Source organism: Paenibacillus thalictri (assembly GCF_004307995.1).
In the GTDB taxonomy this organism is placed as follows: domain Bacteria; phylum Bacillota; class Bacilli; order Paenibacillales; family NBRC-103111; genus Paenibacillus_AF; species Paenibacillus_AF thalictri.
In genome coordinates this window covers 158,384-171,144 of the sequence record NZ_SIRE01000019.1, presented here as the reverse complement: position 1 = coordinate 171,144, position 12,761 = coordinate 158,384, and the positions used below count along the sequence as shown (strand labels likewise).

Sequence of the window (12,761 nt, the reverse complement as noted above, 5' to 3'; positions counted from 1 at the left end):
AACGTTTACATATATCGTGTTAGGCAACTTTACTATGGAGGGGTATACGTGAGTTTATTGGAAAAGTTCAGTTTGCTGGGAAAAGTCACGATTGTCACCGGAGCGGCTATGGGGCTCGGGAAAGCGATGGCCACCGCATTGGCCGAAGCGGGTTCTCATATTGTCATTGCGGATATGAACTTAGAAGCGGCCCGCAAGACAGCGGCGGAAATTGAAGCGATGGGCGTTACCACTTTGCCGGTTCATGTGGATGTGACCGATGAAGATCAGGTGAACCGGATGGTCGAAACGGTGATAAATACGTTTGGCCAAATCGACTCGTTGTTTAATAATGCCGGCATCGCGCTCCATATACCCGTGGAGGAAATGCCTTACAGCAGCTGGTTAAACATGATGAACGTCAACTTAAACAGCGTGTTTCTTGTCTCGAAGGCTGTAGGCCAGGTTATGATCCGGCAAAAAAAGGGGACTATTATCAATACTTCCTCGATGTCCGGAATTATCGTCAACATGCCGCAAGCCCAATGCGCTTATAACACGTCCAAAGCGGGAGTCATCATGCTGACAAAAAGCCTGGCTTCCGAGTGGGCCCCGCATCATATTCGGGTGAACACCATTGCGCCCGGTTATATGAAAACGGAGTTAACGAAGCCTTATTTTGAAGGCAATAGCGAGATGGTGCGCCAATGGATGGAATTGACGCCGATGAAAAGGCCGGGAAATCCCGATGAACTGGGAGGACTGGCGGTTTATTTAGCCTCAGAAGCATCTTCATTTGTAACCGGATCCGTATTTGTCGTTGACGGGGGTTACTCCGTGTGGTAAAGGGCGGTGAACCAGCAGAGCCGGCCGCTGCCGTGCGCTGCTGCGTCGTACCTTGCGGCTGAGCTTATAGGGAGGTGAGGAAGATGAATGGCGGAATTGCTGTGGCAGGCCATATATGTATCGATGTCATCCCGGAATTTCCAAGCGGGCAATCGTTTCAACAACTGCTGATTCCCGGTCGTCTTCATCAGGTGGGCCCGCTCGAATTTTCTACAGGAGGCGCCGTGTTAAACACGGGGCTTGCGCTGGACCGTCTGGGCGTACCGACCAGATTGATCGGCAAGATCGGCGGCGATCTTCTGGGCACCGTATGCACGGAGAGCATTCGGCGGGTCAATTCCCGGCTTACGGACGGAATTATCGTCGACTCTGGTGGAAGAACTTCATATTCGCTTGCCATAAGCATACCTGGCGAAGATCGTATATTGCTGCATGATTCCGGGGTGAACGATACATTTTGTGCAGATGACGTTGACATCGATCAATTAAACGGAGCAGTCGTATTTCATTTGGGTTATCCGCCTTTGCTGCGCAGGATGCACCAAAATAACGGGGACGAGCTTGTCGCGTTGATGAAGAAGGTCAAAGGAAACGGCGTTGTGACAAGTTTGGACATGAGTATGTTTGGCCCGGAATCGGAAGCGGCCAAGGCGGATTGGTCTTATATACTGAAGAACGCCTTGCCGTATGTCACTATTTTTGCGCCAAGTATTGAAGAAATTTTGCTTATGCTGGATCATAAGAAGTATCGTGAAACCGCTGCCGCAATAACCGGGGATTTCAGGAGTCGCATGAATCCCCCGCTGCTGCGGGAACTCGGCGACGCGCTGGTAAGCATGGGACCGGAGGTTGTGATGGTCAAGCTTGGCGAGGAAGGCCTATATATGCGCACTTCAGAGCGGCTCTCTTCATGTCTGTCGGCGCTAATCCCCGAGAAACACCGGGCGAGTTGGCAAGGACGCGAGTTATGGTCGCCTTGCTTCAAAACAGCGGTGGCAGGCACAACTGGCGCCGGTGATTGTACGATCGCCGGATTTTTGTGCGGCTTATGGAAGGGATTGTCTTTAGAGGGAGCGGTGAAAAGCGCAGTAGGGGCAGGCGCCTGCAACGTCTCGCAAAAGGACGGAATCAGCGGCATTCTCTCTTGGGAAGAAACACAGGCCAAGATCCATAGCGGCTGGGAGCTTCTGCCGATCTATCAAGATTTGACCGATTGGAGGTGGGATGCGGAACATCGGTTATGGGTAGGGCCGAATGATCGGCTCAACGAAGCATTGTCATAAATCCAAAAAGAAGGAGAAGACATTGATGAATTCAGGAGCCGTAATGAAAGCAGTTGTTGTTCACGGTCCGGGGGACTACCGGCTGGAGGAAGCGCCGATCCCTGCAGTCGGGACGGGCGAATTGCTCATCCGCGTAGAGGCCTGCGGCATCTGCGCCAGCGACATCAAAACATATCACGGCGCGCCGAAAATTTGGGGTGGTGACGGCAATCCGCCGTATATTCAAACGCCGGTTGTCGCGGGCCATGAGTTTATCGGCGAAGTGGTGGAGCTGGGACCGGATTATAGCGGCGAATTTCGGGTAGGGGACAGAGTCATCTCCGAGCAAATCGTCCCTTGCTGGAATTGTCGGTATTGCAACACGGGGAAATATTGGATGTGCCAAAAACACGATATTTACGGTTTTCGGCCGAACGTTAACGGAGCTATGGCGCAATACATGAAATTCTCCAAAGATGCTCTTGTCTACCGGGTGCCGCGGGAACTTTCCTTGGAGCAGGCGGTATTGATCGAGCCGTATGCCTGCTCCAAACACGCCGTCGACCGCGGCAGCATCGGCCCGGATGATACTGTTGTGGTCGCGGGTGCAGGCACGCTGGGGCTTGGCATGGTTGGCGCGATTCATATGCTTAAGCCCAAAACGCTGGTTGTGCTTGATCTGAAGGAAGATCGGCTTGAACTGGCCAAACGGTTTGGCGCCGACGTTGCGATAAATCCGGGCACCGCAGACCCGGTTCAAGCGGTGCTGGACTTGACGGATGGGTATGGCTGCGACGTCTATATCGAAGCGACCGGACATCCCGCCAGCGTCAAACAGGGCCTTGAGATGATCCGCAAGCTCGGGCGCTTCGTCGAGTTCAGCGTGTTTAAAGACCCGGTTACGGTGGATTGGAGCATCATCGGCGATTCGAAGGAACTGGACATCTATGGGGCCCATCTTGGTCCATACTGCTATACGCCAGTAATCGACGCCATCGCTAACGGCAGCATGCCGACAGACGGGGTGGTGACTCACCGTTTCCCGCTCGAGCAATGGAAGGAAGCTTTCGAAGTGATGGAGAGAGGGGACGGCTCCATCAAGGTCATATTGATTCCTTAATCCGGCCCCAATAACGTGTACAGTTCGATAAGGGGGAACCGTGAGAGTGGTTCCCCTGTCTTTTTTCCAAGAAGGTCAATGCGCTCCGTAAGGGGCGGTAAATTCGATGCCGCAAGGCCCGCCGTGGGGATTGAGCGCGAGATCCACGGGACGGCCGTCGGCCCGGTATAAAGGACGGTAAAAATTCGCGATCATCGTGGCCGACGCATTGGCATAATGGCAAATAAACGATCGGCGAAAGCGGTCCTTTGTTTTGTTGCGGTACGAGCCGTGAATCATGTTCCCGTTGAACAAAAGCACGTCGCCTGCATCCATCACGGCGGGAACCGGCTTGCGGTCTTTGGGCGGTTTCACCAAGTGAGTCGTAAACGATTCTTTTTCGTCCGCCGTATCGGGGCAGACGAGATCAAACTGATGCGTTCTCGGGACAATCAGCATGCCGCCGTTTTCTTCTTCGGCCGGATCAATGGCCGTCCAGGCTGCAATACAGTTGCCCGGCTCCACTTTCAAATAAAAGTTGTCCTGGTGCAGCGCTTGGCCTCGCGAGCCCGGCGGCTTGTAGTAAAACATGCTTTGCGCCGCCAGCGCTTCCTCTTGGTACAAATCCTCCATGATACGCATCACCTTCGGATGCAGCATGTATTTCATCGCTACGGCATTAAATCTGTGCGGATGCACGATTCGCGGATAACGCTTGAGCGGATCGGCGCTTTCATCCAGTACCGGTTCGAAATAACCGGGAACGGTCGTCTGGCTGATCTGTTCGAAAGTTGTTTTAATTTCCCCCAGTTCATCTTCCGAAAACACCTTGCGCACAATCAAATAACCGTCGGTATCGAATTGCTCCTTTTGCTCAGCCGTCAATAGGGCCAAATTCATTTTGTTCTCCTCCAACCTTTTCATCGTGGGCTCCAAGAAAAACGTTTAATATAGCTACATTATAAACAGGGACCACTGAATAATGAACGATCTTTCTTGCTGAAAACTCATGTGATTCTGCTATAATGGGGCGGGAGGCGAAACGATGATCATAGCCGATGAATTTATGGAGACAGATGAATACGATATCGACCGGCCCGAAGGGATGGCCGGGTGGCAGTGGTTGGTTTGTTATACGATTAGCGGCGAAGGCGTATTTTCTACGCCGCAGACAGGCGACATCGCCTGCAAAGCAGGAGACATGACCTTGCTGCGCTCGGGGTCCCCGCATCGCTACCGTACGCAGCGCGGAAAGACGTGGAGGTTCGTTTGGGCACATTACGATTATGTGCCGCAATCGTCGTATTTTGCAGATAACGCCTTGCTTGTTTGCCCGATCGAAACCGGACACCGGCGGAAGCGGGTGTTCCGGACCTTCAAGAACATCATTCATCATACTCGCGAGCGAAGCGTGTTATGGAGCGAACTGTGCGAGCTGCAGATCGGCGAGCTGCTGCTGTTCCTTGCCGAGCAGCGCAAAAAAACGCTTGACCCTAGAGTCGAGCAAATTATGCATCTGCTGACACTGCGGATGAAAGAGTCTGTCCGGATCGAAGAATTGGCGTCCGCGCTGGGCTTATCGGCTTCTCGCATGTCGCATTTGTTCAAGGAGCAGACCGGTCAATCGGTGCTGCAGGCGCTGACGGAAATGCGGCTGCGCCAAGCGGCGCTGCTGCTGGAACACTCCGGCCGAACGGCCGCCGAAGTCGCATATGATGTCGGATACGAGGACTACAATCATTTTGCCTCCCAGTTCCGCAGACGGTTTGGGGCAAGTCCGCGGGACTATATCAAGAGCAGGAGAAGGGATGGAACTTAATATTTTTCAATTTTTGGAATAAAAAACCGAAAAAGAAACAAGTTAATATTGGGTGTTTGTACATAAAGTGCCACATGGGGAAAGAAATGAGTTGAATCATGAAAACGAACACGATCACATTTTTCCAGACCATTATGATTCTAATGCTTGCCATTGGATTAATGAATCATGTTATCGTCATACCGATCCTCATGGATGTCGCCAAAAGAGATGCCTGGATTTCGGTTTTATTCACCGGCGGCGCAGCGAGCATATGGGTGATATTGCTATATACCGCTTTACGAAAAATCAGAGGAATACATCCGTTCCAATGGCTCAAGGAAGCTTATTCGCCGGTAGTGGGGAACGTGCTTGCTTTGATCGCCAGCTTTTATATGCTGGTTACGTGCGCCGTTACGTTGCGGGATACGTCAACTTGGATTCATTTAACTTTTTTACCCAAAGTGCCGATCATAGTACTTTCATTTATTTTTGGCATGTTATGCCTGTTTAACGCTTATTACGGAATCCGCTCGATAGCCAATACGGCAGCCATACTGCTGCCTTTTGTTGTTCTTTACGGATTTTTTGTGATGACCGCCAATTTTCCCAATAAGCGGTATGCTTTGCTAAGACCTTTTTTGGAATCGGGCATGCATCCCGTTTGGCATGGAATGATTTACGCAGGAGCCGGTTTTATGGAGATCATTATAATCTTGTTTCTGCAGCCGCATATCCGCACCAAGTACTCTTTATTAAGCTTGCTTGTATTGACCTTCATTTTGTTGGGGCTTACGGCAGGACCGGTGATGGGAGGGATCGCGGAATTCGGCCCGGAACAGATGTCCAAATTAAGGTATCCGGCATACGAAGAATGGAGGCTTATCACAATAGGCCGGTATATTGAACATCTGGACTTTTTGAGCATTTATCAATGGTTCTCCGGCGCATTTGTTCGCATTTCCTTGACGATGTTTCTCATTGCGGATATATTGCGGATCCAAAATTACCGCTGGAAACTCGGAATGCTCGTTTTTGCGTTTTTGATTTCCGTTGCCTTTTCTGTCTATCCCTTTGGCGACAACCACTTTCTGGACATGCTCCGCGATTATGTTCTGCCGGGTGTAATCTTCGTGATCGGAACTTACAGCCTGCTGCTGATCATTTTAATTCACGTGAAAAAAAGAAAGGAGCCGAGCCATGACGGATAAGTCAAAAGAAGAATCCATGCTCCGGGAATTGTTCCGCTTGTGTGATGATGTCAAGTTTGACAAGCTGGAGCTTCCGAATCCGGACGACGGGCCATCGGCTTCCGTTTTGCTCATATACAGCGACGGGTTGTGTGATGTCAAGCAATTGGAGAGCTTTATTATTCCTACGCTTCTTGAGGTATATAGAAATAACGCTGTTCCAAATGGCGAAGCCCTGGAGAATCAGATCAAGATCAGATTAAACCAGCTTACAAGCGCGCACAACGGGCAGGAACTTGTCAGACGTGTATTTCAAGGCGAGTTATTGCTGTTATTTGAACCTATACAACGGACATACAGCGTCAACTTGTCGGCTCCTCCCAGCAGGGAAACGGAGGAATCCAACACGGAAGTATCTGTGAAGGGGCCGCGGGATGGCTTCACGGAAGAGTCCAGCCTCAACATAGCTTTAATTCGCAAGCGTTTGAAAACAAACGAACTCGCGGTACATCATTATACGTTTGGCCAGCAGACAGAAACGCAAGTCAGCTTGCTTTATATGCAAAACATGATTAATCAGGAAACGTTGAATGAAATTCAAACAAAGCTGGAGAACCTTAACTTGCAAGAATTAACCAGCGCCACTCAGTTGGAAGAAGTTTTAGCGGGATTTTCATTATTTCCAATGTTCGTATACAGCGGCAGACCGGATTACGCGGTTAATTCCTTGCTGCATGGGCGATTTGTACTGCTCACAAACGGATCTCCTACGGCATCCATAGCTCCGGTCAATTTAACGTTCGTGCTTAATTCGTCCGAAGACTCGCATAGCTTTAACCTGTTTGTGATGTTTACGCGTCTGATGAGAATTTTGGGATTGTTATTTTCGCTGCTCCTCCCTGGTTTCTGGATTGCGTTAGTGAGCTTCCATCAAGATCAGCTGCCCTTTTCTTTATTGGCCACACTGGTGATTTCACGACAGGGGGTGCCATTGCCGGTGCCGCTGGAAGCGTTTGTTATGCTGCTGCTGTTTGAGCTTTTCCGGGAAGCGGGGATGCGGCTTCCTTCGACTTTTGGACAGACGCTTTCGGTTGTAGGCGGGTTGATTATCGGACAAGCCGCTATTAGCGCCGGGATCACAGCGGCCGGTATTCTCGTCGTGGTTGCCCTTTCGGTATTATCCACCTTCACCCTCGTTAATCAGAACATGGTTGGCGTTGTCAGTATTCTTCGCATTGTTATTTTACTGATAAGCGGAGCTTTAGGCGTGTTTGGCTTTCTGATTTGCCTAATGGGGCTGGTCGTTTATTTGGTAAATCAGCGATCCTTTGGCATATATTACATGGAACCGCTGGCTCCGCCATCTTTTGCGGAATTGTGGAAAATCGCAGTGCGTACGCCTTGGGGCAAAATTATCAGCGTACCCGCGTTTTTGAAAAAGCAGAAGCAATAAAGGGGGTATCGGCAAGAATGAAAGTGTTCCGCTCTTTATTGGCGGTTTTGATGCTTTCCACGCTGCTGACCGGATGTTGGGGACTTCGGGAAATTGAGCATATGATTTATATTAACTCGGTTGGCGTGGATTATAAGGATGGAAAAGTGATCCTGTATGCGCAATTGGTCAGCTTTATTAATATTGCCAAAAAAGAAGCGGGCGCTCAAGCCGAAAGGGAGGTCATTTCCATTGCTAAGGCGGAAGGAGAGACATTCGATCAGGCTGGTTTTAACCTGTACGCTACCGCCCAGCAGCAGATCGCCTGGAGTCATGTAAAAACGTTGTTGTTTAGCGAAGCGGCTCTTAATGAAAAGGTAATAAGCCAAGTATTGGACGTATGGGACAGATATTATGAATTTCGTTACACAAATTGGGTTTTTGCGACAAAGGATCCGATTGAATCCATCTTTTACGCCACACCCGTACAAAACATCTCGGTGATCTATTCCCGTCTTAATGCCCCAAATGAAGTATATTCGCAGAGCTCGGATATCGAGCCGATTTATTTGTTTGACTTTATACGTACATGGAACGAGAAAAGCCAAACCATGAAGCTGCCGTTCTTAAAAGTCACAAGCAATTGGACGGAGAATAAAAAAGTTTCACCCAAACTGGAGGTCAACGGCGTCGGTTTTTTGCATAACAGCAGCTACAAAGGTTTTATGCCGAAGGACAAAATACGCGGATTAAGATGGATTAATACGAATACCAAAAGAACCAGCTTGCCTGTAAAAGCGGATAACGCTCCTGCGGCCGTGATTGTCATGGAAGATGTGAAATCCTCGATTATCCCAACGATTAAAGAAGGCAAAGCCGTATTCCGGATCAAAGTTTCGACACAAGGCAATATACCGCAATTAACGCAAAATCTCACTCAAAAAAAACTGGAACAGCTGGCTGTCGAAGAAATCAAAAAAGAGATAAAGGAAGCATATCTTGAAGGTCTGGCCAAAGGAATCGATGTGTTTAATTTGTCGGAGGCGCTATTTCGATCCAATCCCCGGCAATGGCATAATTTGGAGCAAAACGGCGAGCTTGATCTCGAACCCGGCTCGTTGGAGGAAATTGAAGTGAATGCTCAAATATTTAGCGGGGGGATTTCCAAAATAAAAAGAGATTAGTAAATTTATATTGGTTTTCTTTTCGTTTCTATGAAATAATTTGTTACATGACCGAAGGATCGATGGGAGGTGGGAGTTTATTATGAGTGTTACTTTTTTACTTGTACGGCATGCCATTAAGGAGAAGGCGATCGGAGATGTGCCCATCACCCCCCAGGGTATATTGCAAGCACAAGCTACAGCTCATCATTTACGTGGCTTGCCGATAACAAGCATAATAACCAGTCCCCTCCGCAGAGCCAAAGAAACCGCTTTATATATTTCATCGACCACCAAAGCGGCTGTTTCAGAGGACAGTCGTTTGCGGGAACGGGCTAACTGGGGTGATTTGCCCGAGCAAACATTTGAACAATTTGTCGCCATGTGGGAGCGATGCACACTCGATCCTATGTATATACCGCCAGTCGGCGATTCCGCGAAACAAGCCGGCGAACGATTATCGTCATGTTTAATACAATCGGCAGAAGCCCATCCTCCTGAAAGCAACATCGTTGTCGTTACGCATGGAGGTTTAATAACGGACTTTTTGGTTCACACATTTTCAGAAATGCAATTAAATCATTGGCATCCGAGCTTTTTAGCTGTGCAGAGTCAATTGGTACCCGAATGCTCGATTACAACACTAGTTTACGATAATAATAGGTTTGCATTGGAGACATTTGCATTAATAGATCATTTGGTATAATAACTTCCAATCAAGGAGAGACCCTTTTGATTATATTTGGCGTTGATTGTGCGACGGAAACGAAAAATATCGGATTCAGCATCTACGATTATAGTCGTAAGGCATTTGTCGGCTGCCGCAAGGAAGCAAGCATTGAGGAAACGATCTTACATTATATCGAACGGTTTGGCGGGCAGCAAATCCTTCTTTGTTTTGACGCTCCGTTGGGCTGGCCGGACGATTTTGCGCCGGTCCTATACCGCCATATGGCCGGAGATTATTTGGGAAATACGCCGGATGCCTTTTTTAAAAGAGACACCGACATATTTTGCGCCTATTTATTAAGGAAAATCCCGCTGGAGATTGCTTCGGATAAAATCGCCAGAACGGCCTATAAAACGCTGCAGATCATTGAATCTATCAGAACATCGTATCCGCATATACAAATAAGATGGGACCCGGCTGAACGGGTTCAACTGGGATTTATCGAAGTGTATCCGGCGGCGTGGCTGTTATCGGAGCTGATTTCGCCGAACATAAGCAGAGACAAGAAAACGATCAGCTATAAGGGGACTAAGCCGGAAAACAAACGGCGTAGAATGGAAATCATCCGGGAAATGAGGAAAAAAGGAATCCGTTTCACCGGATTTTATAAAAAAATGATAGAGGAAGAACATTTCTTTGATGCTTGTTTATGCTGCTTGTGCGGGAAAGATTTCCTGGATCAACGCGCAATAAGACCGTTTCCGGATTTAACTTCCGTCTTCAAGGAAGGCTGGATTTGGATGAAACCTACAATATAGAAGAACAAACAATTTGACATTCGAGTGGAGAGACAATATGACAATAAGAAAATTGCAGTCACACGAACCGTATCCCATGGACTTATTACTGTTGGCCGATCCGGAGGAGCAAGCAGTTCAAAGCTATATCCAAAGAAGCGCATGTTATGTCAAAGAACTGCAAGGTGAAACGGTAGGCGTGTACGCATTGCTGCCTACCAGGCCGAAAACCGTGGAATTGATCAATGTCGCGGTGAATGAAAACTGGCAAGGCAAAGGAATCGGGAAGGAATTAATCGGGCATTCCGTGCGAACGGCTAAGGAGCTTGGATATTGCGCTATGGAAGTCGGGACAGGCAATTCCAGCATTGGGCAGCTTTATTTATACCAGAAGTGCGGCTTCAGGATGGTTGGCATCGATATAGGCTATTTTACAAGACATTACAAGGAGCCGATCTTTGAGAACGGGCTGCAGTGCACGGATATGGTGCGTTTGCGGCTGGATGTATAATGGATAACGCAAGAAACAAAAGCGGCCCGGAGACAAATCTCACGGGCTTGTTTGTTTTTAGGTGCTGAAAGAAAGATTTGTGGGATGAAATTGCAAATTTCGATGTGTTTTAGATGGATAACTACAAAAAATATCAACAATACATCATTAAACAACAATAATCATTGACAAATCAACATTTCGATGTGAAAATGAATAATAAAAACGCAAACAAATGCAAAAATTCTAATGAAATGTAAGCGTATATACTAAGGAGAGTGAAAGCATTTGAAAAAGCTGATGAATGCGGCGAATGACGTTGTTGATGAAATGATTGAAGGTTATGTAAGCGCTTATCCCGGTTATGTAAAAATTCACGATAAAAATAAGCGTTCCGTAATCAGCTCCAAGCCGGTCAGGCAAGGCAAGGTAGGTGTCGTCATCGGCGGAGGCTCCGGCCATGAGCCGGCATTTATGGGGCTCATCGGCAAAGGATTCGTCGACGGCGTGCCTGTCGGCAACGTGTTTGCTTCTCCGCCTCCCGATCCGATACTGGAAGTGACGCGTTCCGTGAACGGCGGAGCCGGCGTCATCTATATGTACGGGAATTATGCGGGCGACTGCATGAATTTCGATATGGCCGCCGAGCTCGCCGATATGGAGGGCATTCATGTCGAGACGGTGCTGGTCACCGACGATGTGGCTTCCGCTTCCAAGGAGCAAGCTCATCGCAGACGGGGCATAGCGGGAACTTTTCTCGTGTTCAAGTCGGCCGGAGCTGCAGCGGATAAAGGGCTGCCGCTCGATGAAGTGGTGCGGGTGGCCCGCAAAGCGAACGACCACATCCGCACGATGGGGGTTGCACTTTCGCCGTGCGCGGTGCCGCAGACGCTCAAGCCAAGTTTTGTGCTGGGCGAAGACGAGATGGAGATTGGCCTTGGCATTCACGGCGAACCGGGAGTGGAACGCGGCCGGTTGAAAACTGCGGATGAAGTGGCAGACGAGCTGCTCGGCAAAATTGTGCGGGATATGCCTCTTGCTGGCGGGGATCGTGTCGCGGTGATGATTAACGGGCTTGGTTCGACGCCTTATATGGATTTGTTTGTCGTGTTTCGGCGTGTGGCCCGCCAGCTCGGCGAGCTTGGCGTTACGATCCATCGTTCATTTGTCGGGGAGTTTGTCACGTCGCTGGAGATGGGCGGCTGCTCCGTATCGGTCATGAAATTGGATGACGAGCTTGCGGAACTGGTCGATTATCCGGCGGATACGCCAATGTATGTGCAAATGTAACCATATGCGATTCTAAATGGAGGATAAAACAAGATGAAGCTGACCATACACGAATGGAAACAATTATTTCAACATATCGCCCAGCGGATCGAAGAGCAAAAGGATGAGCTGTCGGAGCTGGACCGTGCCGTAGGCGACGGCGACCACGGGGTGACGATGTCGATCGGCTGGCAGGCGATTGTGGAAAAAATGGCGGGGTATACTCAGGAAGACTGCGGCGCGATGTGCAAGGAAATCGGCATGGCGTTTCTGAATGCGGTCGGATCGTCCGTAGGACCGTTGTATGCAACGGCTTTTATCCGCGGCTCGGTAGCGCTGCAAGGCAAAAACGAACTCGCAGACGAAGATATTGTGCAATTCTGGCTGGCCGCGGTGCAGGGAATACAGGATCGCGGTAAAGCCAAAGTCGGAGATAAAACGATGATGGATGCCTGGCTGCCGGCCATGGAAAAGCTGAAGGAAGCAAGAAAAGAAGGGTTGGATTTAATCGCCAGCCTGGACGCTGCCGTTGCTGCCGGCGAAGAAGGCATGAAATCGACGGCCGATCTTATTTCCCAGCTGGGCCGCTCAAGCCGCCTTGGCGAGCGTTCTTCGGGACATATCGATCCCGGCGCCAAATCGGCGTGCCTTATCTTGTCCGCGTTTACGGAGCGTTTAAAAACGTTTCAATAATTCGTTGCGCTTTTCACAAAGTTCTCCGCACCGATGGGGCTGGGGGGCTTTTGTGTTATCTAAAAAACGGCCT

General features: G+C 49.3%; 13 protein-coding genes. 12 read left to right on the top strand and 1 reads right to left on the bottom strand.

Annotation, left to right across the window (positions count from 1 at the left end):
* Nucleotides 1-48: 48 nt before the first annotated feature.
* From EYB31_RS25370 to EYB31_RS25360, 3 genes are all read left to right on the top strand, one after another.
* Nucleotides 49-825: an SDR family NAD(P)-dependent oxidoreductase gene (locus EYB31_RS25370; protein ID WP_131016226.1), complete on the top strand. Its 777-nt coding sequence runs from the start codon at nt 49-51 to the stop codon at nt 823-825.
* 83 nt (nt 826-908) lie between these two features.
* Nucleotides 909-2,108 carry a carbohydrate kinase family protein gene (locus EYB31_RS25365; protein ID WP_131016225.1) on the top strand — a complete coding sequence of 400 codons (1,200 nt, stop codon included), beginning with the start codon at nt 909-911 and terminating at the stop codon, nt 2,106-2,108.
* A 25-nt stretch (nt 2,109-2,133) separates the two neighbouring features.
* Entirely contained in the window at nt 2,134-3,207 is a 1,074-nt protein-coding gene (locus EYB31_RS25360; RefSeq protein WP_131016224.1) for an alcohol dehydrogenase catalytic domain-containing protein, read from the top strand.
* A gap of 75 nt (nt 3,208-3,282) precedes the next feature.
* Here EYB31_RS25360 and EYB31_RS25355 read toward each other — a convergent pair whose 3' ends face one another.
* A complete protein-coding gene (locus EYB31_RS25355) occupies nt 3,283-4,110 on the bottom strand; it encodes a phytanoyl-CoA dioxygenase family protein (protein WP_240762840.1) in 828 nt (275 codons plus the stop codon).
* Between the two features lie 121 nt (nt 4,111-4,231).
* On the opposite strand from EYB31_RS25355, the gene EYB31_RS25350 reads away from it, so the two are divergent.
* The 9 genes from EYB31_RS25350 to dhaL all read left to right on the top strand — a co-directional run bounded on the left by EYB31_RS25350 (nt 4,232) and on the right by dhaL (nt 12,688).
* Nucleotides 4,232-5,005 carry a helix-turn-helix domain-containing protein gene (locus tag EYB31_RS25350; RefSeq protein WP_131016223.1) on the top strand — a complete coding sequence of 258 codons (774 nt, stop codon included), beginning with the start codon at nt 4,232-4,234 and terminating at the stop codon, nt 5,003-5,005.
* Nucleotides 5,006-5,103: 98 nt separating this feature from the next.
* On the top strand, nt 5,104-6,195 hold the full coding sequence (locus tag EYB31_RS25345; protein WP_131016222.1) for a GerAB/ArcD/ProY family transporter: 1,092 nt from the start codon (nt 5,104-5,106) through the stop codon (nt 6,193-6,195).
* The gene (locus EYB31_RS25340; RefSeq protein WP_131016221.1) at nt 6,185-7,627 is read left to right on the top strand and encodes a spore germination protein; all 1,443 of its coding nucleotides are present in this window, start codon (nt 6,185-6,187) and stop codon (nt 7,625-7,627) included. Before EYB31_RS25345 ends, EYB31_RS25340 begins: the two co-directional genes overlap by 11 nt.
* A gap of 17 nt (nt 7,628-7,644) precedes the next feature.
* Complete coding sequence (locus EYB31_RS25335; protein ID WP_131016220.1) at nt 7,645-8,790, top strand: Ger(x)C family spore germination protein; 1,146 nt, start codon at nt 7,645-7,647, stop codon at nt 8,788-8,790.
* Nucleotides 8,791-8,872: 82 nt separating this feature from the next.
* The gene (locus tag EYB31_RS25330) at nt 8,873-9,475 is read left to right on the top strand and encodes a histidine phosphatase family protein (protein ID WP_131016219.1); all 603 of its coding nucleotides are present in this window, start codon (nt 8,873-8,875) and stop codon (nt 9,473-9,475) included.
* 26 nt (nt 9,476-9,501) lie between these two features.
* Nucleotides 9,502-10,257, top strand: a complete 756-nt coding sequence (locus EYB31_RS25325) for a DUF429 domain-containing protein (RefSeq protein ID WP_165452611.1) — start codon at nt 9,502-9,504, stop codon at nt 10,255-10,257.
* A 37-nt stretch (nt 10,258-10,294) separates the two neighbouring features.
* Nucleotides 10,295-10,747, top strand: a complete 453-nt coding sequence (locus EYB31_RS25320) for a GNAT family N-acetyltransferase (protein WP_131016217.1) — start codon at nt 10,295-10,297, stop codon at nt 10,745-10,747.
* Between the two features lie 267 nt (nt 10,748-11,014).
* Nucleotides 11,015-12,016, top strand: coding sequence for a dihydroxyacetone kinase subunit DhaK (locus EYB31_RS25315; RefSeq protein WP_131016216.1), 1,002 nt, complete (start codon nt 11,015-11,017; stop codon nt 12,014-12,016).
* 33 nt (nt 12,017-12,049) lie between these two features.
* Nucleotides 12,050-12,688: a dihydroxyacetone kinase subunit DhaL gene (gene dhaL / locus EYB31_RS25310; protein ID WP_131016215.1), complete on the top strand. Its 639-nt coding sequence runs from the start codon at nt 12,050-12,052 to the stop codon at nt 12,686-12,688.
* The last annotated feature ends 73 nt before the right edge of the window (nt 12,689-12,761 follow it).

Coding starts and splice junctions, on each gene's coding strand:
- EYB31_RS25365 (WP_131016225.1), top strand. CDS start 909: ATGAATGGCGGAATTGCTGTGGCAGGCCATATATGTATCGATGTCATC.
- EYB31_RS25360 (WP_131016224.1), top strand. CDS start 2,134: ATGAATTCAGGAGCCGTAATGAAAGCAGTTGTTGTTCACGGTCCGGGG.
- EYB31_RS25355 (WP_240762840.1), bottom strand. CDS start 4,110: ATGAAAAGGTTGGAGGAGAACAAAATGAATTTGGCCCTATTGACGGCT.
- EYB31_RS25350 (WP_131016223.1), top strand. CDS start 4,232: ATGATCATAGCCGATGAATTTATGGAGACAGATGAATACGATATCGAC.
- EYB31_RS25345 (WP_131016222.1), top strand. CDS start 5,104: ATGAAAACGAACACGATCACATTTTTCCAGACCATTATGATTCTAATG.
- EYB31_RS25340 (WP_131016221.1), top strand. CDS start 6,185: ATGACGGATAAGTCAAAAGAAGAATCCATGCTCCGGGAATTGTTCCGC.
- EYB31_RS25335 (WP_131016220.1), top strand. CDS start 7,645: ATGAAAGTGTTCCGCTCTTTATTGGCGGTTTTGATGCTTTCCACGCTG.
- EYB31_RS25330 (WP_131016219.1), top strand. CDS start 8,873: ATGAGTGTTACTTTTTTACTTGTACGGCATGCCATTAAGGAGAAGGCG.
- EYB31_RS25320 (WP_131016217.1), top strand. CDS start 10,295: ATGACAATAAGAAAATTGCAGTCACACGAACCGTATCCCATGGACTTA.
- dhaL (WP_131016215.1), top strand. CDS start 12,050: ATGAAGCTGACCATACACGAATGGAAACAATTATTTCAACATATCGCC.